Origin of the sequence: Microbacterium sp. HSID17254 (assembly GCF_003989315.1) — a bacterium.
GTDB lineage: Bacteria > Actinomycetota > Actinomycetes > Actinomycetales > Microbacteriaceae > Microbacterium.
Window position 1 is genome coordinate 122,035 of record NZ_RBLT01000005.1, and the last position, 23,230, is coordinate 145,264.

The 23,230-nt window shown below is 70.6% G+C and carries 24 protein-coding genes, 1 tRNA gene and 1 pseudogene; 7 read left to right on the forward strand and 19 right to left on the reverse strand.

Features of this window, described 5'->3' with window-relative positions; translation table 11 throughout:
- The first annotated feature begins 15 nt into the window (after positions 1–15).
- Together D8M34_RS03995 and D8M34_RS04000 are read left to right on the forward strand one after the other, a co-directional pair.
- The gene (locus D8M34_RS03995) at positions 16–855 is read left to right on the forward strand and encodes a Sir2 family NAD-dependent protein deacetylase (RefSeq protein WP_126893229.1); all 840 of its coding nucleotides are present in this window, start codon (positions 16–18) and stop codon (positions 853–855) included.
- Positions 852–1,439, forward strand: coding sequence for a histidine phosphatase family protein (locus D8M34_RS04000; RefSeq protein ID WP_025103424.1), 588 nt, complete (start codon positions 852–854; stop codon positions 1,437–1,439). Before D8M34_RS03995 ends, D8M34_RS04000 begins: the two co-directional genes overlap by 4 nt.
- Before the next feature lie 8 nt (positions 1,440–1,447).
- Here the strand turns inward: D8M34_RS04000 and D8M34_RS04005 are convergent, their stop codons facing one another.
- Genes D8M34_RS04005 through D8M34_RS04025 form a run of 5 tightly spaced genes read right to left on the reverse strand, consistent with a single transcriptional unit; the run spans position 1,448 to position 7,390 of the window.
- Positions 1,448–2,254, reverse strand: coding sequence for an HpcH/HpaI aldolase/citrate lyase family protein (locus D8M34_RS04005; protein ID WP_126893230.1), 807 nt, complete (start codon positions 2,252–2,254; stop codon positions 1,448–1,450).
- Positions 2,251–2,733: a MaoC family dehydratase gene (locus tag D8M34_RS04010; protein ID WP_371512203.1), complete on the reverse strand. Its 483-nt coding sequence runs from the start codon at positions 2,731–2,733 to the stop codon at positions 2,251–2,253. The genes D8M34_RS04005 and D8M34_RS04010 overlap by 4 nt, the downstream gene beginning before the upstream one ends.
- Before the next feature lie 15 nt (positions 2,734–2,748).
- Complete coding sequence (locus tag D8M34_RS04015; protein ID WP_274543246.1) at positions 2,749–3,897, reverse strand: acyl-CoA dehydrogenase family protein; 1,149 nt, start codon at positions 3,895–3,897, stop codon at positions 2,749–2,751.
- Complete coding sequence (locus tag D8M34_RS04020; RefSeq protein ID WP_126893232.1) at positions 3,897–5,831, reverse strand: acetyl/propionyl/methylcrotonyl-CoA carboxylase subunit alpha; 1,935 nt, start codon at positions 5,829–5,831, stop codon at positions 3,897–3,899. The genes D8M34_RS04015 and D8M34_RS04020 overlap by 1 nt, the downstream gene beginning before the upstream one ends.
- Before the next feature lie 5 nt (positions 5,832–5,836).
- Positions 5,837–7,390 carry a carboxyl transferase domain-containing protein gene (locus D8M34_RS04025; RefSeq protein ID WP_126893261.1) on the reverse strand — a complete coding sequence of 518 codons (1,554 nt, stop codon included), beginning with the start codon at positions 7,388–7,390 and terminating at the stop codon, positions 5,837–5,839.
- Between the two features lie 111 nt (positions 7,391–7,501).
- Between D8M34_RS04025 and D8M34_RS04030 the strand changes: the two genes are divergently transcribed.
- On the forward strand, positions 7,502–8,104 hold the full coding sequence (locus D8M34_RS04030; RefSeq protein WP_025103418.1) for a TetR/AcrR family transcriptional regulator: 603 nt from the start codon (positions 7,502–7,504) through the stop codon (positions 8,102–8,104).
- Here the strand turns inward: D8M34_RS04030 and D8M34_RS04035 are convergent.
- The 3 genes from D8M34_RS04035 to pdhA are packed head-to-tail and all read right to left on the reverse strand — an operon-like array spanning position 8,097 to position 11,601.
- The gene (locus D8M34_RS04035) at positions 8,097–9,476 is read right to left on the reverse strand and encodes a dihydrolipoamide acetyltransferase family protein (protein WP_126893233.1); all 1,380 of its coding nucleotides are present in this window, start codon (positions 9,474–9,476) and stop codon (positions 8,097–8,099) included. The two genes, D8M34_RS04030 and D8M34_RS04035, sit on opposite strands and share 8 nt — an antisense overlap.
- Positions 9,473–10,483, reverse strand: a complete 1,011-nt coding sequence (locus D8M34_RS04040; RefSeq protein WP_025103416.1) for an alpha-ketoacid dehydrogenase subunit beta — start codon at positions 10,481–10,483, stop codon at positions 9,473–9,475. Before D8M34_RS04040 ends, D8M34_RS04035 begins: the two co-directional genes overlap by 4 nt.
- Before the next feature lie 2 nt (positions 10,484–10,485).
- The gene (gene pdhA / locus D8M34_RS04045; RefSeq protein ID WP_126893262.1) at positions 10,486–11,601 is read right to left on the reverse strand and encodes a pyruvate dehydrogenase (acetyl-transferring) E1 component subunit alpha; all 1,116 of its coding nucleotides are present in this window, start codon (positions 11,599–11,601) and stop codon (positions 10,486–10,488) included.
- A gap of 171 nt (positions 11,602–11,772) precedes the next feature.
- On the opposite strand from pdhA, the gene D8M34_RS04050 reads away from it, so the two are divergent.
- Positions 11,773–12,246 (forward strand): Lrp/AsnC family transcriptional regulator, encoded by a 474-nt coding sequence (locus tag D8M34_RS04050; protein WP_025103414.1) that lies wholly within the window; start codon positions 11,773–11,775, stop codon positions 12,244–12,246.
- Here D8M34_RS04050 and D8M34_RS04055 read toward each other — a convergent pair.
- A complete protein-coding gene (locus tag D8M34_RS04055; protein WP_126893234.1) occupies positions 12,218–13,117 on the reverse strand; it encodes an alpha/beta fold hydrolase in 900 nt (299 codons plus the stop codon). The two genes, D8M34_RS04050 and D8M34_RS04055, sit on opposite strands and share 29 nt — an antisense overlap.
- 137 nt (positions 13,118–13,254) lie before the next feature.
- On the opposite strand from D8M34_RS04055, the gene D8M34_RS04060 reads away from it, so the two are divergent.
- Positions 13,255–14,169 (forward strand): helix-turn-helix transcriptional regulator, encoded by a 915-nt coding sequence (locus tag D8M34_RS04060; RefSeq protein WP_126893235.1) that lies wholly within the window; start codon positions 13,255–13,257, stop codon positions 14,167–14,169.
- 185 nt (positions 14,170–14,354) lie between these two features.
- The gene (locus D8M34_RS04065) at positions 14,355–14,672 is read left to right on the forward strand and encodes a DUF7882 family protein (protein WP_062634616.1); all 318 of its coding nucleotides are present in this window, start codon (positions 14,355–14,357) and stop codon (positions 14,670–14,672) included.
- Between the two features lie 53 nt (positions 14,673–14,725).
- Here the strand turns inward: D8M34_RS04065 and D8M34_RS04070 are convergent, their stop codons facing one another.
- The 8 genes and pseudogenes from D8M34_RS04070 to D8M34_RS04100 all read right to left on the reverse strand — a co-directional run bounded on the left by D8M34_RS04070 (position 14,726) and on the right by D8M34_RS04100 (position 20,380).
- Positions 14,726–14,986, reverse strand: a complete 261-nt coding sequence (locus tag D8M34_RS04070) for a DUF6458 family protein (protein WP_025103410.1) — start codon at positions 14,984–14,986, stop codon at positions 14,726–14,728.
- 108 nt (positions 14,987–15,094) lie between these two features.
- Positions 15,095–15,946, reverse strand: a complete 852-nt coding sequence (locus tag D8M34_RS04075) for an FAD-binding oxidoreductase (protein WP_342343178.1) — start codon at positions 15,944–15,946, stop codon at positions 15,095–15,097.
- Positions 15,932–16,309: pseudogene (locus D8M34_RS19810) on the reverse strand (globin domain-containing protein); the annotation flags it as partial. The pseudogene D8M34_RS19810 and the gene D8M34_RS04075, both read right to left, overlap by 15 nt.
- Before the next feature lie 96 nt (positions 16,310–16,405).
- Positions 16,406–17,008: a DUF7927 domain-containing protein gene (locus D8M34_RS04080; RefSeq protein ID WP_126893237.1), complete on the reverse strand. Its 603-nt coding sequence runs from the start codon at positions 17,006–17,008 to the stop codon at positions 16,406–16,408.
- Positions 17,009–17,060: 52 nt separating this feature from the next.
- Complete coding sequence (locus D8M34_RS04085; RefSeq protein ID WP_025103407.1) at positions 17,061–18,827, reverse strand: DUF5979 domain-containing protein; 1,767 nt, start codon at positions 18,825–18,827, stop codon at positions 17,061–17,063.
- 306 nt (positions 18,828–19,133) lie between these two features.
- Positions 19,134–19,646, reverse strand: coding sequence for a DoxX family membrane protein (locus D8M34_RS04090; protein ID WP_126893238.1), 513 nt, complete (start codon positions 19,644–19,646; stop codon positions 19,134–19,136).
- A gap of 95 nt (positions 19,647–19,741) precedes the next feature.
- Positions 19,742–19,815 (reverse strand) — tRNA-Ile (locus D8M34_RS04095).
- A 28-nt stretch (positions 19,816–19,843) separates the two neighbouring features.
- On the reverse strand, positions 19,844–20,380 hold the full coding sequence (locus tag D8M34_RS04100; protein WP_025103405.1) for a gamma carbonic anhydrase family protein: 537 nt from the start codon (positions 20,378–20,380) through the stop codon (positions 19,844–19,846).
- 130 nt (positions 20,381–20,510) lie between these two features.
- Here D8M34_RS04100 and D8M34_RS04105 point away from each other — a divergent pair, with 130 nt between their 5' ends.
- On the forward strand, positions 20,511–20,996 hold the full coding sequence (locus D8M34_RS04105; protein ID WP_126893239.1) for a Dps family protein: 486 nt from the start codon (positions 20,511–20,513) through the stop codon (positions 20,994–20,996).
- 62 nt (positions 20,997–21,058) lie between these two features.
- Here the strand turns inward: D8M34_RS04105 and D8M34_RS04110 are convergent, their stop codons facing one another.
- On the reverse strand, positions 21,059–22,555 hold the full coding sequence (locus D8M34_RS04110) for an amidohydrolase (RefSeq protein WP_126893240.1): 1,497 nt from the start codon (positions 22,553–22,555) through the stop codon (positions 21,059–21,061).
- Positions 22,552–23,193: an FMN-binding negative transcriptional regulator gene (locus D8M34_RS04115; RefSeq protein WP_025103402.1), complete on the reverse strand. Its 642-nt coding sequence runs from the start codon at positions 23,191–23,193 to the stop codon at positions 22,552–22,554. Before D8M34_RS04115 ends, D8M34_RS04110 begins: the two co-directional genes overlap by 4 nt.
- Between the last annotated feature and the right edge of the window lie 37 nt (positions 23,194–23,230).

Here is a 23,230-nt window from a genome sequence, read left to right on the forward strand (position 1 = left end):
GATCGAGGAGGTCCTGTGAGCGTGACGAACACCGCCGAGCCGTCGGCCGAGCTCTCCCACGCCGCCGACCTGCTGCGCGGCAAGCGGATCGCCCTTCTCACCGGCGCCGGGATCTCGACCGACTCGGGCATTCCCGCGTACCGCGGCGAGGGGGCGCGCACCCGCAGCGACCCCATGACGATCCAGACCTACCTCGGCGACGAGGCCGCCCGGCGCCGCTACTGGGTCGGCGGCCACCTCGGCTGGCGGGCGTTCGCGCAGGCCGCCCCGAATCCCGGCCACCGCGCCCTCGCGGAGATGGAGTCCAGGGGCGTGGTCTCGGGTGTCATCACCCAGAACGTCGACGGACTGCACCTCCGCGCGGGCAGCTCGCACGTCATCGAGGTGCACGGGACCATGCGCCGCGTGCTCTGCCTGCACTGCGGTCAGGTGTTCGACCGTCGCGACATCGCCGTGCAGATCGAGGAGCGCAACCCCTGGATCACCGTCCCGGAGAACGTGGCGCTGGCTCCGGACGGCGACGTGCTCCCGGAGAGCACCGAGGGCTTCGTGGTCCCGACCTGCACCGTGTGCGCGGGCATGCTCAAACCCGACGTGGTGTTCTTCGGAGAGTATGTGCCGCAGGACCGCTTCCGTGCCGCCGAATCGTTGCTGCGCTCCAGCGACGCGCTCATCGTGGCCGGCTCCTCTCTCGTCGTGAACTCCGGCGTGCGCCTCGTGAACCGGGCGCGTCGACGCGGCATCCCTCTGATCATCGTCAATCGCGAGCCGACCCGCGCGGACGCCTGGGCCGATGTCACCATCGCCGCCGGCACCAGCGACGTGCTCCCCGCCCTGCAGGAGATGCTGTCGTGACCTATCTCACCCTCATCCGCCACGGTCAGACCGACTGGAACCTCGCCCGCCGCATCCAGGGGTCGACCGACATCCCCTTGAACGAGACGGGCCGCGAGGACGCGCGGTGGGCGGCAGAGAAACTCGCCGGCACGACGCACCATGCCGTCTACACGAGCCCGCTCGTGCGGGCGAGCGAGACCGCAGGCATCATCGCGGAGCGCCTGGGCTTGGAGATCGCCGGCGTGGTCCCCGACATCCGGGAGCGGGAGTTCGGCGAGGGCGAGGGCATGCTCGTCCCCGACTACATCTCGACCTACGGCGACTGGCACGCGGAGGTCCCCGGCGCGGAATCGCTGCACGAGGTCGGCGTCCGCGCCATCGCCGCGCTGCACCGCATCGCGCGCGACGCCCGGCGGAGGTCGGCGCCGCAGGCGGAGTCGGTGCTCGTGGTGACCCACGGCGGAGTCATCCGCGCCGTCATCGACCACGTCTCCGGCGGTACGCTCCCCCGGGACGGCGAGGTGCTGCGCAACGGCTCCGCGCACCGGTTCGTCGCGGCACCCGGCTACCTCCGGCTGCTCGAGGAGACGCCCGTCCTCTGACGGGACGGTCAGCCGGCGCGGGAGACCACGGCGCGCGCGTGGCGCAGGACGGGCTCGTCCACCATGCGCCCCCGGAAGCGGAACACACCGCGCTCCTGAGCCGCAGCGGCGAGCACCTCGCGCGCCCATGCCACGGTCTCGGCGTCCGGGGCATATGCCGCCCGGATGACCGCGACCTGACTCGGATGGATGCATGCCGTCGCGCGGAACCCCGACGCCGCCGCATCCTCCGCCTCCCGCTCCAGCCCCGCGGTATCGCCGATGTCGACGTGCACCGCGTCGATCGCCGCCTTGCCGTGCGCACCGGCCTCCAGGAGCACCCGGGAACGGGCATAGCGCGCGATGTCGCGGTAGCCGCCCTCCGTGTTGCGGGACGAGGTGCCGCCGAGGGAGGCCACCAGATCCTCCGCGCCCCACATCAGTCCGGCGACCGCCGGGTGCGCGGCGATCTCGGGCGCCGCATGGATCCCGCGCGCCGTCTCGCACAGCGCGAGCAGGGTGAAGCCCGCGTCGAAGGCGTCCAGGCTCTCCCCGCTCTCCGTCTTCGCCACCATCACGGTCCGGAACGGCGAGCGAGCCAACGCCTCGAGGTCGTCCGCGAACGCCGCGGAGTCCGGGGCGTTCACGCGCACGATGACGCGCGCGGGGTCGAGGTCCGCGGCGACGATGTTCTCGCGGGCCTCGTTCTTCGCCTCCGGCAGCACGGCGTCCTCCAGATCGAGGATCACGGCATCCGCCCGTTCCTGGGCCTTCGCGAAGCGTTCCGGGCGGTCCGCCGGGCAGAACAGCAGGGCAGGGCCGAGGTCGAAGGTCATGCGGCGTCCTCCTCCGGCCGGCAGCGCACCAGCACCGTCCGGACGGCCGTCGCGACCACCGTGCCGTCCTGGTTGCGTCCGGTGTGCGCAATCTGCACGACGCCCTGGCCGGGACGGGACGACGAGAGCCGCTTGTCGACGACGACGCTCTCGGTCGTGAGCGTGTCCCCGGCGAACAGCGGATGCGGGAAGGCGATGTCGCCGAGGCCGAGCTGCGCCACCAGCGTCCCCTGCGTGAGCTGGGCGACGGAGGACCCCACCATCGTCGACAGCGTCCACATGGAGTTCATGAGGCGCGCGTGGAACGGTTCCTGGGCATCGGCGAACGCCGCGTCCAGATGCAGCGCCTGGGTGTTCATCGTCAGCGTCGTGAAGAGGACGTTGTCCGCCTCCGTAGCCGTGCGACCGGGGCGGTGCACGTACCGGACGTCGGTCTCGAACTCCTCGTAGTACAGGCCGCGCTGCACGACCTCGCGCATGGTCATGCCTCCACGCTACCGGGCGAGTCCGAGCGCCCTGGCGATCACGAGGAGCTGGACCTCGGTGGTCCCCTCGCCGATCTCGAGGATCTTGGAGTCACGGTAGTGGCGCGTCACCGGGAACTCGTTCATGAAGCCGTTGCCGCCGAAGATCTGCGTCGCATCGCGGGCGTTGTCCATCGCGGCCTCGCCCGCGACGAGCTTCGCGATGGCCGCCTGCTCGGCGAACGCCTCTCCCGCGTCACGGAGGCGTGCGGCGTGGTGCCAGGCGAGCCGTGCGGTATGCACGCGCGCCCTCATCCGCGCCAGCGTGAACTGGGCGTTCTGCCGCGTGCTGAGGGCGCTGCCGAAGATGGTGCGGCTCTTGGCGTACTCGACCGCCGCCTCCAGGCACCCCTCCGCCGCGCCGGTCGACAGGGCGGCGATCGCGATGCGGCCCTCGTCCAGGATGCTGAGGAAGTTGCGGAACCCGCTCCCCCGCTCGCCGAGGAGATTGCCCGCCGGCACCCGCGCTCCGTCGAACGTCAGCGGATGGGTGTCCGACGCGTTCCACCCCACCTTGTCGTAGGGCGGCTCGACCGTGAATCCCGGCGTACCGTTCGGGACGATGATCGTCGAGATCTCCTTGCGTCCCTCGCTCTGGCCGGTGACCGCGGTGACCGTCACGAAACGGGTGATCGGAGTGCCCGAGTTGGTGATGAACTGCTTGGAGCCGTCGATCACCCACTCGTCGCCGTCGAGCCGCGCCGTCGTGCGCGTCGCCCCGGCATCGCTCCCGGCCTCGGGCTCGGTGAGTCCGAACCCGGCGAGGGCGCGACCGGCGAGGAGATCCGGCAGCAGCTCGCGCTTCTGCTCCTCGGTACCGAAGCGGAAGACGGGCATCGCCCCCAGGCTCACCCCGGCCTCGAGGGTGATCGCGATCGACTGGTCGACCCGTCCCAGAGCCTCGATGGCGAGGCCGAGCGCCATGTAGTCGCCGCCCTGCCCGCCGTACTCCTCGGGGAAGGGGAGTCCGAAGAGACCGAGCTCCCCCATCTGCCGCACGACGTCCATGGGGAGCGTGTGCGTGCGATCCGCCTCGTACGCCTGCGGAGCGACGACCGTGTCGGCGAACTCGCGTACCATCGCGGCGAGCTCCCGCTCCTCCTCGGTGAGATCGTGCATCATCGGTCCTCCTCCGTCATCGTCACGCGGGCGACCGGTTGATCGCGCCGCACCTGATCGCCCATAGCGACCAGCAGCCGCACCACGCCGTCGTGCGGCGCGAGCACGGGGTGCTCCATCTTCATCGCCTCGATCGATACGAGAGGCGCTCCCGCACGCACCGCCGACCCGTCCTCGACGTGAACAGCCACGACCCCGCCGGGCATCGGGGCGCGAGCCTCGGGCTCCGTGGCCCTGGCTTCGCGTTCCGCGGCGGCGAGGCGCCTCCGCATCCGGTCACGGCGATCCAGGGGACGCAGCCGGAGCGTCCGTCCTTCCTCGCTGACCCATACCGCGCCCTCGGCGTCGCGGGCCGCGTGCACCCGGTCCGAGCGCACCAGGGGTGGCGTCGCGCGCACGATCTCGTCGTCGTCCGTGAGCAGGGCGACGGGTTCTGGGGCGCACGGCGCCGCTCCGAGACGCCAGCCCGGGAGACTGTGCCACAGCGGGCCGGCGCCCTCGCGCCCGGTGACCGTCTCGGAGCGGGTCTGCACCACGCTGGCACCCGCCGCGAGTTGCGCCGCCGACGGAGTCACCGGTGCGAGCGGGAGCAGGGTCTCGATGAGTCCGGTGTCGAGGTCTCCCTCGCGCACACGTCGGTCCTGAAGCAGCTGGCGCAGGAACGCGATGTTCGTCTCCACGCCGAGCACCACAGTGCGGGCGAGGGCGTCGTCCAGGCGCAGCAGCGCCGTCTCCCGGTCCTCCGCCCACGCGATGACCTTCGCGATCATCGGGTCGTAGAACCCGCTCACCACGCTCCCGGACTCGACGGCCGCATCCACCCGGACGCCCGGAGGCGCCTCGAAGAGCAGCACAGTACCCGTCGAGGGCAGGAACCCCCGTTCAGGCGTCTCGGCGTACACCCGCGCCTCCACGGCATGGCCGGTCGTGCGGGGCTCGACGTCGAGCGGCTGTCCATCGGCCATGCGGAGCTGCAGCGCGACGAGGTCGAGTCCGGTGACCTCCTCGGTCACCGGATGCTCCACCTGCAGCCGGGTGTTCATCTCGATGAAGAAGACGTCTTCCGGTGCGTCCGCGTCGACGAGGAACTCCACGGTGCCGGCCCCGACATAGGCGACGCTCTCCGCTGCCCGCACCGCCGCCGCGAGCAGCCGGTCGCGGGTCGCGGACGGGATCCCGGCGGACGGCGCCTCCTCGATCACCTTCTGATGACGACGCTGGAGCGTGCACTCCCGCTCGCCGAGCGCCACGACGGTGCCGTGGACGTCGCCGAACACCTGCACCTCGATGTGTCGCGGTCGACGGATGAGACGTTCCAGGATGAGCGCGTCGTCGCCGAAGGCGGATGCCGCGACCCGTCGGGCGGAGCTGAGCGCGCTCGCCAGACCCGTGCTGTCGGCGACGACCTCCATGCCCTTCCCCCCGCCGCCCGCGCTCGGCTTCACGAGGAGCGGGAATCCGACAGCCTCCGCCTCCTCGCGGATCTCCGCGTCGGACAGCCCGCGCGCGTCGAACCCCGGCACCACGGGCACGCCGCTGCGGCTCACGTGCTCACGGGCTCGCGCCTTGTCCCCCATGATCTGCAGCGCCTCGACGGTGGGACCGATGAAGACGATGCCGCTCTCCGCACACGCCTCCGCGAGCCCGACGCTCTCGGAGAGGAATCCGTAGCCGGGATGGACGGCCTCCGCTCCGGAGGCACGAGCCGCCGCGATGACGGCATCGATGTCGAGGTACGACTCCGCGGCCGGTGCCGGACCGATCCGCACGGCGGCATCCGCCTCGCGGACGTGCGGCGCGTCCGCGTCCGCGTCGCTGTAGACCGCGATGCTGCGGATGCCGAGGTCGCGGAGGGTCCGGATGATCCGGCGCGCGATCTCGCCGCGGTTCGCGACGAGGACCGAGGAGAACGAGAGTTCGGGTGAAGGCGACATGGGGCTCACATCCGGAAGACGCCGAAGCGCGGCTCGGGCAGAGGGCTGCGGGCGACGACGTCCAGGGCGAGTCCGAGGAGGTCACGGGTCTGCTCCGGATCGACGATGCCGTCGTCCCAGAGCCGTGCGGTGGCGTAGTACGGCTCGCCCTGCTCTTCGTACTGCGCCCGGATCGGCTCCTCGAACGCCGCACGCTCCTCCGCGGTCCACGACTCCCCTCGCGCCGAGAGCTGGTCGTCCTTCACGGTGGCGAGCACCGAGGCGGCCTGGGGTCCGCCCATGACCGAGATCCGACTCGCGGGCCAGGTCCAGAGGAACCGCGGAGAGTAGGCACGTCCGCACATCGAGTAGTTGCCCGCTCCGAAGGAGCCCCCGATGATGACGGTGAGCTTCGGGACGCGGGTGGTCGCGACGGCCGTGACCATCTTCGCCCCGTCTTTCGCGATGCCACCGGCCTCCGCATCGGAGCCGACCATGAACCCGGTGATGTTCTGCAGGAAGAGCAGGGGGATGCCCCGCTGATCGCAGAGCTCGATGAAGTGCGCGCCCTTGAGCGCCGACTCGCTGAACAGCACGCCGTTGTTCGCGACGATGCCGACGGGGTGGCCGTGCAGCCGCGCGAAACCCGTCACCAGTGTGGTGCCGTACTCGGCCTTGAACTCATGGAAGGTGTCGCCGTCGACGAGGCGGGCGATGACCTCGCGCACGTCGTAGGAGGCGTTGACGTCCACCGGAACGACGTCATACAGGGAGCCGGCCTCCGCGGGCGGTCGACTGTCGCCGACGTCCCAGGCCGGGGCGAGCGGCGGCGGCAGCGTGGCGACGATATCGCGGAGGATCTCCAGGGCGTGCTCGTCGTCGTCGGCCAGGTGATCCACGACGCCGCTGCGACGGGCATGCAGCTCCCCTCCCCCGAGCTCCTCCGCCGTGACCACCTCGCCGATCGCCGCCTTCACCAGTGGCGGCCCGCCCAGGAAGATCGTGCCCTGTTCCCGGACGATGACGGTCTCGTCGCTCATCGCCGGAACGTAGGCGCCCCCGGCCGTGCACGAGCCGAGGACCGCTGCGAGCTGCGGGATGCCCTGCGCGGACAGCCGCGCCTGGTTGAAGAAGATGCGTCCGAAGTGCTCCCGATCCGGGAACACCTCATCCTGGCGGGGAAGGAAGGCGCCGCCCGAGTCGACGAGGTAGATGCAGGGAAGGCGGTTCTCGAGGGCGATCTCCTGCGCGCGCAGATGCTTCTTCACGGTCAGCGGATAGTAGGTCCCGCCCTTCACGGTGGCGTCGTTGCAGACCACCATGACGTGCCGGCCGTGGACCAGGCCGATGCCGGCGATGACACCGGCCCCGGGCGCCTCGCCCCCGTACAGGCCGTCGGCCGCGAGCGGCGCGACCTCGAGGAACGGACTGTCCTCGTCGAGGACGCGCGCCACCCTGTCGCGAGGAAGCAGTTTGCCGCGGGCGACGTGTCGCTCACGCGAGGCGGTCGGCCCGCCCTGCGCTGCCGCGGCGAGACGGTCGCGGAGCTGCTGGGCGAGCGCTTCCTGGGTTGCCGGCATCGTGACGTCCTCCTCGACCCACGTCGCGCCGGGTGGGAGCCTGGCGCGCTGCATGCATTCTCGGTTAGTGTTCACTAACCCGTTGATTCAGGTTAGCGAGGATTAACTGAGATGACAAGCCCCGCCACCGCCCGCGACCGCGCCAAGGCGGAACGCTCCGACGCGCTTCTGCATGCCGCGGCACGGCTCTTCGCCGCGCGCGGGTACAGCGGCGTGAGCCTGGAGGACATCGGCGCCGCCGTCGGCGTGTCCGGGCCTGCCGTGTACCGCCACTTCGCCGGGAAGCAGGCCCTTCTCGGCGCGGTCCTGGTCAAGGTCAGTCAGGACCTCGTCGCGGGCGGACGACGCGTGTCCGCGGAGACGACGGCAGCCGACGAGCGGATGCGCGGACTCATCCGCTTCCACGTCGAGTTCGCGCTCGGCAACGCCGAGGTGATCCAGGTGCAGGACCGGGACCTCGCCTTCCTCGACGACGACGACCGCGCCGAGGTCCGTCGCCTGCAGCGCGCCTACATCGAGCTCTGGATGGATGCGCTCGCCGCCCTGGATCGTCCGGAGTCCCTGGACCGCGACGAGCTGCGGCTGCGCGTGCAGGCGTGCTTCGGTCTCATCAACTCCACCCCGCACAGCACACGCGCCGCGACGAGACGGCACGCGGCCACCGCGACCGTGCTGGTCGCGATGGCCGAGGCCGCGCTGCGCGCCGCTAGCTGAGCAGCATCGCCCGCCCCGGATCCTCGAGGATGTCCGCCACGTCCTTGAGGAACGTCGCGCCCTCGGCCCCGTCCACGAGGCGGTGGTCGAAGGACAGGCTCAGCGTCATGAGCTGACGCAGCGCGATCTCCCCGCGGTACTCCCACGGCTGCCGACGCACGGCGCCGACCGCGAGGATTCCGGACTGCCCCGGCGGGAGGATCGGTGTTCCGGCGTCCACCCCGAACACCCCGATGTTCGACAGCGAGAACGTACCTCCGGCGAGTTCGGCCGGCGAGGTCTTCCCCCCACGCGCGGTCTCCGCGAGGGCACGGATCGCTGCGGACAGCTCCACCAGATTCATCCGCTCCGCGTCCCGGATCATCGGCACGATGAGACCACGCTCGGTCGCGGCGGCGATGCCCAGGTCGACGAAGCCGTACTCGACGATCTCCCCGGACTCCTCGTCCCATCGCGCGTTCAGGCCCGGAGCACGGCGCAGGGCGAGGCAGACCGCCTTCGCGACGACGGCGAGCGGGCCGATCCGATGCTCCGAGAGCGCTCGGTCGTCGCGGAGACGTGCCAGCATCTCCATGGTCGCGGTCACATCGACCGTGTGGAACACCGTGACGTGCGGGGCGGTGAAGGCGCTCTGCACCATCGCCGCCGCCGTGTGCTTGCGGACCCCGCGGATCGGGATGCGCGTCTCCCGCGGCCTCCCCTCCGCGCGCGGGAGAGTTCCGGAGATCGGGGTGGTCTCGCGCTCGGGTGCCCCGACCAGCCGCGACGGCTCCGCTCCGATGCGCTCCGCATACGCATCCACGTCTGCCCTCGTGATCACGCGGTCGCCGACTTCCGCGGCGACGAGGACGAGGTCGACGCCCCGTCGCTTGGCGTAGGCGCGCACCGGAGGGGTGGACCGTGGTCGCTCCAGAACGGGCTCGACCGCGACCGATGGCGTCGCGTCGTGCGGAGCCGCCTCGAGAACGGCCGTGTCGGCCGCCGAGGCCACCGGGGCGGCACTCCGGCGCCGTGCCCGGCGCGCGGGGCGTCCGCTCGAGGTCGGGGCGGCTCCGTAGCCCACGAGGTTCGGCTGCGCCTTCTCCGCGGAGGACTCCTGCTCGCCACCGGACGGCGCCGCCGGAGGGTCGTCCCCCTCGATGTCGAAGGCGATCAGCGGCGCTCCCACGGCGACGGTCTCTCCCGCGTCCGCGTGGAGGGTCGAGACCGTGCCCTCGTATGGCGACGGCAGCTCGACGACGGCCTTGGCCGTCTCGACCTCCGCGAGGGTCTGGTTCAGCGCGACGCTGTCGCCGGGCGCGACGAGCCACTGCACGACCTCGGCCTCGGTGAGTCCTTCGCCGAGGTCGGGGAGACGGAATTCGGCGATCATGCGTCTGCTCCCGTCAGGCTGTGCGGGCGATCCATCACGCGGTCGACCGCATCGAGGATCCGGTCGAGGTCCGGCAGGTGGTACTTCTCGAGCTTGGCCGGCGGGTAGGGCACGTCGTGGCCGGTGACCCGCAGCGGAGCGGACTCCAGGTACTCGAAGCAGCGCTCGGTCACGCTCGCGATGACCTCCGCGGCGAGTCCGGCTTCCCGGGAGGCCTCGTGCGCCACGACCACACGCCCGGTCTTGCGCACCGAGGCGGCGACGGAGTCGTAGTCCACCGGCGAGAGCGACCGCAGGTCGATCACCTCCAGGGCGATGCCCTCGTCCTCCGCGGCCTCCGCCGCCTGCAGCGCGGTGCTCACCATGGCCCCGTAGGTGAGGACGGTGACGTCGGTGCCCGGGCGCACCACCCGCGCGACACCCATCGGCGGGGCATCCGCGAGCGGGGCCTCCAGGTCGACCTCCCCCTTGTGGTGATAGAGGCGCTTGGGCTCGAAGAACACGACGGGGTCGTCCGAGGCGATCGCCTGGCGAAGACTCCGGTAGGCGTCCTCCGGGTTCGACACGGCGACCACCCGAAGGCCGGCCGTGTGCGCGAAGTACGCCTCCGGAGACTCGGAATGATGCTCCGCGGCACCGATGCCGCCGGCCCAGGGGATCCGGATGGTGATCGGCATCTTCACCCGCCCCTGGGTGCGGTAGTGGAGCTTCGCTACCTGGGAGACGATCTGGTCGAAGGCCGGGTAGACGAACCCGTCGAACTGGATCTCGACGACCGGGCGGTAGCCGCGGAAGGCGAGGCCGACGGCCGTGCCGACGATCCCGGACTCCGCGAGGGGGGTGTCGATGACCCGGGCCGCCCCGAACTCGTCGAGGAGGCCGTCCGTGATCCGGAAGACGCCGCCGAGCTTGCCGATGTCCTCCCCCAGGAGCACCACCTTCTCGTCGTCGCGCATCGCCTGACGCAGGCCGGCGCCGAGCGCCTTGCCGAGAGTGAGCTCGGTCATGGTCACGCCTCACCCTCGAACGACGCCAGATAGGCGGCGTACTCGTTGCGCTGCCGCTCCAGACCCGTGTGCGGCTCGGCGTAGACGCCGTCGAAGACCGCCAGCGGCGGACGGGTGACCATGCCCAGGCAGGTCGCGCGCATCTCCTTGGCGATGGCGTCCGCAGCCGCCTGCGTCTCGGCGACGTGCTCCGCGGTGAGGTCGCCGGTCGCGCGGAGGTACGCCTCGATGCGCGCGATGGGGTCGCGGCGCCGCCACGACTCTAGCTCGGCCTCGTCCCGGTACCTGGTGGGGTCGTCCGCGGTGGTGTGCGGACCCATCCGGTAGGTCACCGCCTCGATGTAGGCCGGCCCCTTCCCGGAGCGCGCGTGCTCCAGCGCCCAGCGCATCGCCGCCAGGCACGCGAGGACGTCGTTGCCGTCCACGCGGAGGCTCGGGATCCCGAATCCGGGGGCGCGTCCCGCGATCGGGTACTGCGACTGCACCGCGACCGGCTCGGAGATGGCCCAGTGGTTGTTCTGGCAGACGAACACGACCGGCGCCTGGTAGGACGCGGCGAAGATCATCGCCTCGTTCACGTCCCCCTGACTGGTGGCCCCGTCTCCGAAGTAGGTCACGGCGACCTCCGGGGCCTTCTCGTGCCGGATGCCGAGGGCGTACCCGACCGCGTGCAGGGTCTGGGCGCCGATGATGATCTGCAGCGGAGCGACCCGCAGGACCGCGGGATCGTAGGCGGCACCCTCCTCGCCGCGCCACATGCGCACGTAGTCCCCCGGCTGGGCGCCGCGGGCGTAGATCACGCCGGTCTCACGGTAGCTCGGGAAGACGTAGTCCTGCGGATCGAGGGCCCGGGCGGTGCCGATCTGCGTGGCCTCCTGCCCCTGGCACGGCGCCCAGAGACCGAGCTGCCCCTGGCGCTGCAGGGCGACACCTTCGGCGTCGATCCGGCGGAGGATGACCATGTCGCGATGCAGGGCGCGCAGCTGCGCGGCGTCGACATCGGCGACGAACGGGTCGAGGCGGGCGTTCGCGACGCGGGTCCCGTCCGGAGCGAGGATCCGCTCCGACAGCTCGAGATCCTGGGCGGTGTCCGCGATGGGGGTGGTCTGCGGCGACATCATCGTCCTCCTCGTCCCTGGCGGCCCTCGTGGGGCGACGCACAATGGAGCCGGCGTCATCACCGGCATGGTCTGAGGGTACGTCCGGTCAACACCTCGCTCAAGCAACTCAACGCCGATTGAGCATGTTGCTCATTTTTCTCCGATGCCGTGCTGCTAGGGTTTGGCACTATGCCTGGACTGGACCGGATCGACCTGGAGCTTCTCGCGGCCCTCGCCGACGACCCGCGCGTGACGATCGTCGCTCTCGCCGAGCGCATGAGCCTGTCGCGCAACACCATCCAGGCGCGGATGGCCCGACTGGAGCAGAGCGGCGTCTTCCTCTCCTACGAGCGCGCCTTCTCCCCCGACGTCCTCGGGTTCCCGCTGCAGGCGTTCGTCAGCATCGGCGTCCGCCAGACCGAGCTCCCCCGCATCATCAACGAGCTGGCGCGCATCCCGGAGGTCGTCCAGGCACACGGTCTGAGCGGCTCCATCGACCTGCTGGCGCGCGTGGCGTGCCGCGACGCCCGTCATCTGTTCGACACGGACGCCCGGATCCTCTCGATCGAGGGTGTGGAGCGGACCGAGACCTCGCTCGCCATGGGTGAGGTGATCCCGTTCCGAGTGGCCGGGCTCATCGGCCTCGCGCGACGGGAATCCTGAGGAACCGACGGATCGCGCCGGCCGCTTCCGACGGCGTCTCATAGTGGATCAGGTGACCCACCTGGGCGATCTCGACGAGAGACGCGTCGGGGAAGAGCGTCACCAGCTTCCGTTCCGCCTCGATCGGGGTGATGTCGTCGCGCTGTGCGGCGATGAGGAGCGTGGGCACGTCGATCGCGGGGGCGAACTCCCTGACGTCGTGCGAGACGCTCGCGACGAAGGCGTCGTGCAGCACGTCGCGATCGGAGAACCGCGAGAAGTAAGTGTCGTGCTGGTCGTGGATGAAGCGCCGCAACTCGGGGTCCCGCGTCTTCGCCATGGTCATGCTCATCACGCGGACGATCACCCGATTCCGCAGCAGCGCGGTCCCGATCCGCGGCGGGAGCTTGGCGCCGAGCGCGTAGTACAGCACTGCGAGTCGGGTCATGACGCCCTTCGGACCCTCCAGCGCCGGTGCGCCGATGGGGTTCACGAGGATCAGCCGCGGCGTCTCGAGCCCTCCGGCCACGGCGGCGGCGGCCACGATGGAGCCGAAGGAATGGCCGAGGATGACCGCCCCCGGCGCTGTGGCCGCGGCGAAGTCGGTCACCCACCCCGCGTACTCCTGCAGGTCGTGGCGACGACCGGGCAGCGGTGCGGACTCCCCGAACCCGGGCAGATCAGGCGCGAGCACGCGGAGCTCCGGAAGGAAGGCGAGGACCGACTCGAGGCCGTGGTGCTCGCCTCGGAAGCCGTGAACCGCGATGACGGTCGTCTCGGCGTCGTCCGGACCGTAGACCCAGTACGCCGTCGTTCCCCCGCGCACCTCCACCTCCTGGCGCTGCACCGGAATCCGGCTCAATCGCTCCGCATACGGGGAAGGCACACTCATGGTCCGAGTCTACGAGGCCTCTGCACTCCCGCCTTCCCGACGGATACCCCCGGGGCGTCCCCACCGTCTTGTCAGTGGCGTGGGTTAGTGTCCAAGAAGCCCCGGCCACCCAGGACGAGGCGCAGCAAGGAGTGTCGGTGCAGTTCACATCCACGGACATCGAGCAGGTGGAGTCCACCTGGCAGCAGTTCGTGCCCTCGGCGACCCTCCAGGACGTGGACCCCCGCCGGTTCCGCTTCGACTGGCGCTCGGTGGAGGCGGCGTCCATGTCGCTCGTCCGCTACCAGCTCGCGGCCCAGGTGCACTCCCGCGCCGAGCCGGAGGATCAGCTGCTGGTGTGTCGCGTCGATGCCGCCGACGCCCGGATCTGGTCGGGCCGGCAAGGACTCGACGCCGGTCAGCCGTGGCTCACGGACGGCGTCCGGGTCGAGGCGAAGTGGAACCAGGTCGCCCGCGTCCGTGCTCTCGTGTTCGATCGCGCGGCGGCGCGTGACTCGATCAGGCAGATCACCGGCGACGACCGCCTCGAGCTCCGCGCCACCGGACTCGCTCCGCACACGCGGGAGGACGGGGCACGGTGGGAGCGGATGTTCTCCTACATCGACGGCTCGTTCGGTCCGGATGGCGCCGACCCCCTCATCGCCGCCGAGCTCGAGCGCCACGCCCTGCTGCTGACCATGTCGGCGTTCCCCACCACCTTCAGCGAGTCGCTGCACCGTCCGGCCCAACGCTCCGCGGCGCCGGCCTCGGTGCGTCGCGCCCTCGCGTTCATCGAGGACAACGCACACCTGCCCATCACGGTGGACGACGTCGCGGCGGCGGCTTTCATGTCCACCCGAGGCCTGCAGTACGCGTTCCGCCGCGCGCTCGACATGACACCGAACGAGGCCCTGCGGCGCGCCCGGCTCGACGGCGCGCACCGCGATCTGCGACACGGCAAGGGCGCATCGGTGTCCGCGATCGCGCGCCGGTGGGGGTTCAGCAACGTCTCCCGGTTCGCCGTGGCCTATCGCGAAGCGTACGGGAATCCGCCCGTTCTCACCGCCATGTGACGGGAGACTGACACCGCGCGCATACTCTGTTCGCAGCAGACGGCGCGTCGCCCTGATGCGCACGATGTCGTGCGCAAATTGGCTAGAGTCCAAGTATCCCCGGGAGCGGTCTGCCGTCTTCCCCCCACGTTCCCAAGGAGCGCCATGAACATTCCCGCAGCCCCCGCCGCGAAGGTCGGCTGACCATGGGCAGCCTGTATTACGGCGACACCCAGACGCCGATCCAGATCGAGGACCGTGCGCTCGCCCACCTCAAGGTGGTCATCGCCACGAAGCTGCGCCGGAACGAGAGCTTCACGCTCTCCTGGCGCCACCCCGAGGGCGATGCCCCCGGGCGCTCCACACTCTGGCTGCACCCCTCCATCCCCCTCCGTTTCGTCTTCGAGGAGACCGAGACACCCGAGCTGAGCCGGCGCTGGATCGAGGAACTCGCGCACTCCGCGAACTCGAGCGGAGGCATCACCCTCGTCGAGGAGCATCTCGAAGGCGCGGACGTCGCCTGACAAGAAGGGCCGCGGGTTCTCCCGCGGCCCTTCTCCTTCCCGTGTGCGTGCGCTCAGAGCCCGTCGTCGGAGCTCGAGCTGACGGAACGCCGGGTCGTGGGCTCGCCCGTCGCCGGGTCGACGTACGTGCGCGACACCGTCTCCGTGCGACGCCGACGCGCGAGAAGCACGATGCCGATGAGGAAGATGATCACGCCGGCACCCATGAGGATGTAGCCGACCATGTCCAGGTCGACCCACGGCACGTCGACATTGATCGCGAACACGAGGATCGCTCCGATGACGAAGAGCGCGATTCCGCTGCCGATGCTCATAGTCTCTCCCGTTCCCGCGGCGCGGTGCCGCTCTCGGGGAGCATGTCAGTTCGCAACGGCCTCGAGGAGGGGCTTGACACGGCCGCGCTCAGGGCTTTCGGCGCGCGCTCACGCAGCGCCGGACTTCGGCTGACGAGCCCAGAGGTCCGGACCGAAGACCTCGTACTCGATGCGCTCCGGCGCGATGCCGCGTGCCGTCAGAGCGCTTCGGATCGCCTGCATGAACGGCAGCGGCCCGCACAGGAACACGCGCGCCGTCGGCGGGAGGTCGATGCCGGCGAGATCCATCCGGCCGGAACGCACCGCCGGCCCCTCCGCTGCGCCCTCGGTGTACCAGGTCAGGGTGCGGACGTCGTTCAACCGCTGCGCGTGGGCGCGCACGTCCGAGACGAGGGCGTGGGTCTCCGGCTCGCGGTCCACGTGGAACAGGCGCACCGACCGCTCGGGACGCCGTCGCGCGAGGTCGCCCACCATCGCTGCGACGGGCGTGATGCCGATTCCCGCCGAGATGAGGACCAGCGCGTCATCGGAGTCATCGAGAAGCAGGTCCCCGGCAGGCTGGGAGACGTCGAGCACCGTTCCGACGTGGGCGTTCTCGTGCAGCCAGGTCGACACCTGCCCGTCCGGTGCGCCGTCCGCGCCGCGCACGCGCTTCACGGTGACGCGCAGTGCCGCCTCCGGCGTCGACGAGGAGATCGTGTACTGCCGGGGCTGGCGCGTGCCGTCAGGGAGGTCGACGGCGACGGCCACGTACTGCCCGATGCGATGGGGCGCTCGGCGACCGTCCACCGGCTCCAGGATGAGGGAGATGACGTCGCGAGCCTCCTCCACGCGGTCGACGACCCGGTGCGGTCGCCACGGGTGGTCCGGGTCCGTGCCGGCGTCCGCGTAGAGCCGCGCCTCCTCGGCGATGAGGGAGCAGCCGAAGAGCCAGTACACCTCGTCCCACGCCGCATGCACTGCCGGCGTGATCGCGTCGCCGAGTACGTCATCGACCGCGGCCAGGAGATAGCGGCCCACGATCGTGTACTGGCGCGCCGAGATACCCAAGGAGACGTGGCGGTGGGCGATGCGTCGCATCACCGGGGAGAAGTCCGGCGCGTCCGGATCGATGAGGTGCACCGCGAACGCCACGACGGACGCCGCCAGCGCCTTGGGTTGATCGCCTTGGACCTGATGCGCGCGGTTGAAGACGTTCAACAGCTCAGGATGGGCCTCGAACATCCGCCGGTAGAACAGGGCGGTGATCTCGTCGGCGTGTGCGGCGACGACGCCGGCGGTGGCGCGGACGATGACTTCGGAGTCCGTGGAGAGCTGCATGACTGCCTTTCGGTCGGTGTCCGTTCAGCCTCTCGACGACGAGCGCGCCACGCCGCCGCGGATACCGTGGAAAACGAGGCCGCGGCGCGCGGCCGCCCTTCACCTCACGTAGCCGTACGACTCGACCCGCGGGAACGCGAGCCCATCGCCGTCGCCGGTCCACACGCCGGTGAAGCGCAGCACGACGCTGTCTCCGGCATCGAGCGGCCCGTTCCACGTGACGGCATTCCCCGCGACGGAAGCGCGACCGGAGGTCGCCTCCAGGGCCGACGCTGCCCAGGTCGAGTCGTCGAGGAGGCCGTCCAGGCGGAACGTGAGCGCGCTCTTCGTCGAGTCGACCTCGCCGTTGTTGAGGAACTGCATGGTGTACGTCACGGTGTCCCCCACCTGGGGATCGGTCGGACTCATGTTGAACGTGTACTGGAAGAAGAGACACGCCGCCCCGACGCGCTGCGTGAGAACGCCCGTGCTCTGCGTACTCGACGCCGTCGGATCCGCGGGCGTCGACTCGGCGTGAGCGGCGGAAGCGAGCACCGCCCCGCCGAGCGAGAGAGCGGCGGCCACGCCGAGGGTGGCCGAGGTACGGGCGAGGAGCGTCTTGGTCATGAGAGGTGCCTTTCTCCGACGCGCTGCGGCGTCGACGTCGTCGTCGAGGGAGAGCCCCTCGACGACGACAGGACGCTGAACGGCGCGATCGATCACGCGACGACGGTGAAGTCGTTGCGTGATCGATCGGCGTGGCCCCTCCCGGCCCTCAGTCGCCGGTGCGCGAACCCGAGACCCGGTGACGGACGCCGAGCGCCACGACTCCGGCGAGCAGCAGCAGCGCTCCCAGGAGGATCGGGCCGGTCGGCCCCTCGGCCCCGGTCAGGGCGAGCTCACCGCCCGGCGTGGGCGGAGGAGTGACCGCGGTCCCGTTGGTGAGCACGACCGCGACCGTCGCGTCTTCGGAGATCGTGAGCGTGGCACCGCCGTCGCCGACGTCGACTCCCGCGCCGGTGAAGCGCGGGCTCTTCCACGTGACGCCCTCCACGGAGCTCGGCGCCTTCTCGCGGAGCGTGACGACCGTTCCCGCCGGCAGATCCGCGAGTCCGTCGCTCTTCCCAGCGCGGAGCGCGAGTTCACCGGTGACGGGCTGTCCCGCGAGCTCGTACGAGTACTCCACCGTGAACGTCTGGTCCGCAGGGACCAGCGACGTCCCCGGGCCCGTGACGTTCTTGGTCACCGTGAAGCCCCCGACCGGCGGCGGCGTGACCGTCGTCGGGTTGGTGAGCGTCACCGCGACCGTCGCCCCCCGTGCGATGGTGACGGTCGCGCCGCCATCGGTGATCGCCACACCGGTGCCGGAGAAGACCGGCGCCTGCCAGGTCACGCCGTCGACGTCCGCCGGCGTGACCTCAGATAGGGTGACGACCGTGCCCACCGGCAGATCCTTCAGGCCATCGGTCTGGCCGGACCGCAGGGCGAGCTCGCCCTCCACCGTCTGTCCGGCACGCTGATAGGAGTAGGCCACCCGGAACTCGCGGTCGTCGGGCACCAGAGCCGCGCCGGCACCGCTGACCTCCTTGGTCACGGTGAATCCGCCGACCGGGAGCACCCCTTCGCCATCGCCCCCGCCCTGGGAGTAGATGACCGGTGTGCTCTCGGTGACCCAGCGGGAACCGGTCACGGTGTTGTGGAACGCATCACCGGGACGGACGTCGGTGGGCAGAGCCGTCTTGTAGCGGAGCACGTAGATCGCGTCGGCGACGATCGGCGCGTTCACCGTCACCGTGAACGACTCGGAGCTGACCTCCGTGACGGTGAAATCGCTGCCCGACTGTAGCCCCGTCGACACGGTGTACTTGCCTCCCGCCCAGTCCTTCGCGAGCACGTACGCCACGGTGACGGACGCGGGATCGAGCACGAGGCCGGCCGTGAACGTGTCGGTGAGCGTCGGAGCCTCCCCGGCCAGCGCGGAGGACGGGATGTTCACGCCCCACGCGATGTTCCGACCGTCGAGCGTCACGTCGCCCCACTTGGTCGGGGTCGTCGGCGCCGGGAACTCCGGGACCGGTCCGATCCCGCCCGGGACGTCGACCGGGACGACGGTTCCGCCGCCCGTGGTGAACGGGATCTCCGTCAGTGTGGTCTCCTCGTCGGCCCTGGCACGGAAGTGCAGTGTGCCGCTGACGTCGGTGTGGCTGTCGACGTAGTCCGTGAGCGTGCACACGAGCTCACCGGTCGACACCTCGCACATTCCGATGGTCTGGCCATCCGGAGCCGTCAGGGCGAAGGAATCCCGCACCCCGGTCAGGCTCGGGCTCGTCGGAAAGGCGAGGCGGAACGTGTCCCCCGCGGTCGCCGTGTCCGGCACTGCCCAGGTCGCTTCGAACGCGATCCGGTCCCAGACCTTAATCTGGTCGGTGGGTTCGGTGATGGTCAACGAGGTGATCCCCGCCACCTCCGCAGCGCGGGCCGTGGCCGGCGTCGCGATGACGGCCGCCAGGGCCGCCAGACAGATCGCGAGCAGAGCACCCACGAACGTCGTCAGGCGCGTTCCCCGCGCGCCCGATCTGATTGCATGCTGAATGACTGGCACTTTCGACTCCCCAGATGATCGATGAACTCGCGCATTTGGCTTCTTCCGCGCGAGTGATGTCCCCAGGAAGGGATGCAGAACGGCGCGTTCTGTTACGCGGTTCGGCCGAACGGGTTTCTCGCGGCACACGCAATATGCCGTGATCCTGCGGAAAACGGCGTCATGAAACGGTCACCTCGTCATCTCTCCCGTGACGGATCGCTTCCCCTTCCGACGCGTCCGTCCGTCTGTAGAGGCATTCGCCGTCTACCTGGTGCCGGGGGCATCGTTGTCTCTCCCCGCTCCCGGCACCTCCTTTCGCAGCGCATCGATGCTCCACCGGTAGCGCTTCAGCCCCGCGAGCAGGATCGCGGCGGCTGTGAAGACGAAGACCGGGTACCGGAACGGCGCAAGCGGTCCGAGGAAGACGAGCATCGTCACCCCGAACGTCGCCGTGAGCAGCGCAGCGACTCCCGCCGCGATCCGGGTCCACAGCCCGACGGCCAGAAGCAGGGCGAGGATGGTCTCCAGAGCCGTCGCCAGCACGGCCGCCGTGTCCACCACCACGTCGACGGGGACAGGGACGAGCTGCGCGGTGTACGCACGGAAGATCGTCCACGAGCCCCACGACACACCATCTGCCCCCGGGCCGCCGAGGACGCCGAAACGGTCGGCGACGGCGAGGGCGAAACTCGCCGCGATCGCGAGACGCAACGCGAACTGCCCCACATCCTCGATCCGACGACGCGTCCCCGCGTTCGGCACACTCGTGGTCGACATGGCTCCTGCTCCGATCCGGAGGCTGACGGGCGTCGAGACCTCCAGAGAAGAGACAGGAGAGCGCCGCGACGATTACGACAGACGAGGCCAGGGAGTAGGGCGGGTCGGACTTGAACCGACGATCGTTGGGTTATGAGCCCACTGCCTTAACCAGCTTGGCCACCGCCCCGTACCGCCCAGCCTAGCGGGGGGAGGTCTCACGCCTCGCTCGCCTGCGTGTGCGTGGCCACGTGTTCCAGGTAGATCGCGGCATTCGCCAGCAGCGCGGCGCGTTCGTCGTCGGAGAGCGCCCTGCGCACCTTCGCCGGCACGCCTGCCACGAGGGAACCCGGCGGCACCTCGGTCCCACCCAGCACGACGGCACCGCCGGCGATCAGGCAGCCCTCTCCGATCACGGCGCCGCTGAGGACGACGGCCCCCATCCCGATGAGAGAGCCGTCACCGATCGTGCAGCCGTGCACGACAGCGTTGTGCCCGATCGACACCCGTGACCCGACGAGGACGGGATGCCCGGCGTCGACGTGGATCGACACGTTGTCCTGCACGTTGCTGCCCGGTCCGATGACGATCGGCGAGGAGTCACCGCGGAGCACCGCGTTGTACCAGATGCTGGCACCGGCTCCGAGAGACACCGCGCCGACGATGCGCGCGCCGTCAGCGACGAAGGCGGTGTCGTCGAGCTCGGGGGTGCGATCCGGGAGGGCGAGGACGGAGGCTCCGGCAGCGATGCTCATGAGGCGAGACTACCCTCACTCCCCCGGAATCACGCGGAAGTGAGTGGAGCCTCAGCTTCCTTGCGGAATGCCTGAGCCTGAGTAACGTTGTACTCGTCAGACAGAGAACTTCATTCGGAGGAGCAAGAAGATGAGCAAGGCCCAGACCGTTTCCACCACCGCCATCGACCCGACTGTGGCCGCCGGTGCGGCGCAGTTCCTCTCCCCCGTCGTCCTCGGCCTCCAGGCGCTGACCGTCAACGGCAAGCAGGCGCACTGGCACGTCCGCGGCGCCAACTTCGTCGGCGTGCACGAGCTGCTCGACACGATCGTCGCCCACGCCGGAGACTTCGCCGACACCGCCGCCGAGCGCATCGTCGCTCTGGGCCTTCCGATCGACGCGCGCGTGAACGCCGTCGCCGAGAAGGCAGGCGCCACCGGCGTTCCGGCCGGCTTCGCGCAGTCGGACGATCTGATCCGCGCCGTGATCGCCGACATCGACGCGATCCTCGTCGATGTGAAGGCGGCCGTGGAGGGCCTCGACGAGGTCGACCTCACGAGCCAGGACGTGGCGATCGAGATCCAGCGCGGGCTGGAGAAGGACCGCTGGTTCCTCGTGTCGCACATCGCGGCCTGACACCGCGCACACGACGAAGGGCGGCTCCCTACGGGGCCGCCCTTCGTCGTGTGCGCGCTGCCTCAGGCGAGGTGCGTGAGGCGACCGCCGAGCAGCGTGGTGGTGACGGGCATCGTCCGGAGCCCCGCCGCGTCAGCGGTGCGAGGATCACTCCCGAGGAGCACGATGTCTGCGCTCTGACCGGGACGGAGCGACGTGCGGACACTCGCTTCGAGGGCCTGATCCAGCGTCACCCGCTCCTCCGGATGCCAGGCGGCCCGGTCGTCGTCGGTCCGCCAGACCGCCGCGGCGATCGCATGCCAGGGGTCGAGCGGCGCGACCGGCGCATCGGAGCCGAAGCGCACCTCCGCACCCGCCGACAACAGCGAGGCGAGCGGGTAGCCGATCGCGGTCTGCTCCGCCCAGTGGTGCTCGACGAGGTCGCGGTCGTCCACCGCATGCTGGGGTTGGACGCTCGCGCGCACCCCGAGCCGGCCGAATCGGGCGAGGTCGGCGTGCCGCACCAGTTGCGCGTGCTCCATCGACCCCGTGGCACCGGAAGCGCCGAACGCGTCGAGGGCCGCCGTCACGGCGCGATCGCCGATCGCGTGCACGGCGACCTCGATCCCCGCTCCCGCCGCAGTGGTCAGCAGCGCCGTGAGCTCGTCCGGAGGCACCGTCAGCACCCCGAAGTTCGCGGGGTCGCCGGGGTAGGAGTGTGAGCACGCCGCCGTACGGGTGCCGAGCGAGCCGTCGCTGATCACCTTCAACGACCCGACCCGCACGAGGGACCCGACAAGCCCGGTCGGATCCGTCACCGCAAGGCGCTCCCCCGTGCGGAGGCCCGCGGCGATCGCCCGATCGAGATCCGCCGGGTAGAACGCGAACTCGACACGGTGCGCGGCGAAGCCCGCGAGGATCCGTCGCGGCCAGGCATCGGCGTTCCACGCCATGTCGAAGTCGACCAGACCGGTCACGCCCCGTGCCGCGGCGGCCGCCCCCGCGCGGATGACCGCCTCATCGCTGTGGGCAGGATCGACGGCATTGAGCCGCCGGGAGATCTCGAACGCGTCCTCCTCGCGGAGCAGACCGTCGTCTCCGCGGAAGCCTTCGCGCGCCAGGGCCGCCGAGTTCAGCCAGACGCTGTGCACGTCCGCATTGATCAGGTAGGTGGGCACGACGCCCGTCTCGGCATCGAGCGCGGCCACGGATGGCCGATCCGGCCACAGCGCGTCCCGGAACCCCGTGCCGATCCGTCGGCCGTCCGGCAGCACGGGCGCGTCGCGCATCAACCTCGCGGCCCCGGCGGCCGAGTCCGCCGCGCCGAGCGGCACGCGCTCCGCGGCGAGGGCCCACTGCACAGTGTGCACATGGTTGTCCCAGAGCCCCGGCACCGCCCAGGCACCGTCGGCCTCGATGACCTCGCCGCGCGCCGGCAGGGCCCCGGTCGGCGCGATGTCGACGATGCGTCCGTCGGCGAGGTGGAGGTCGACCGGCTCATCATCCAGCAGGAACTCCCGCCCCGGACCGACGGGGCGGACGGCACGGACCGTTCCGACCTCGACTCCGAGGGCGCTCACGCCCTTCCACCCGTCCGTGCGTCCTGTGCACGACGCATCTCCGCGGCGAGGGCGGCGTTCGCATACGGCCCTTCGGCATGCAGCGCCGCGATCACCGCCTCGATGGTCTCCGCGGGCTTGTTCTGGCTCAGCTTCCGCTTGGCGACGACCTTCGTCGGGGTGAGGCGGAAGCCGACCGTTCCGGATTCGAGTCTTTCGATGAAGGCCGCGTCGTTCGGACGCTCCCACATCAGGCGCGGGTCGGGCAGCCGCGACTCGAACCGCGCGACCAGGGCATCGAGCACACGGAGGTTCTCCGCGGTGCTGAGGATCTCGGGAACGCCCGACAGGTGCACCGCGGTGTAGTTCCAGGTCGGGACCGCGGGAACGTCGCCGTACCAGCCCGGGGAGACGTACCCGTGCGGCCCCTGGAAGGCGAGCAGGATCTCCCGCTCCCCCAGGCCGTGGATGGCGTCGTCCGGGCGGCCCACGTGCCCCACGACCGTCAGATCATCGCGGTCGTCGTCGAGGAGGACGGCATAGTGCGAGGCGACCAGACCGTCCTCAGGCGCACTCACCACCGTCGCCCACGGGTTGGCGTCGATGACGCGGCGGATCTCGGCCACATCGGCGAGCGTGAAGCTCGGATTCTGTCGCATGGATCCCAGCCTAGAGCGGCGGGAGCCCCGGGGATCC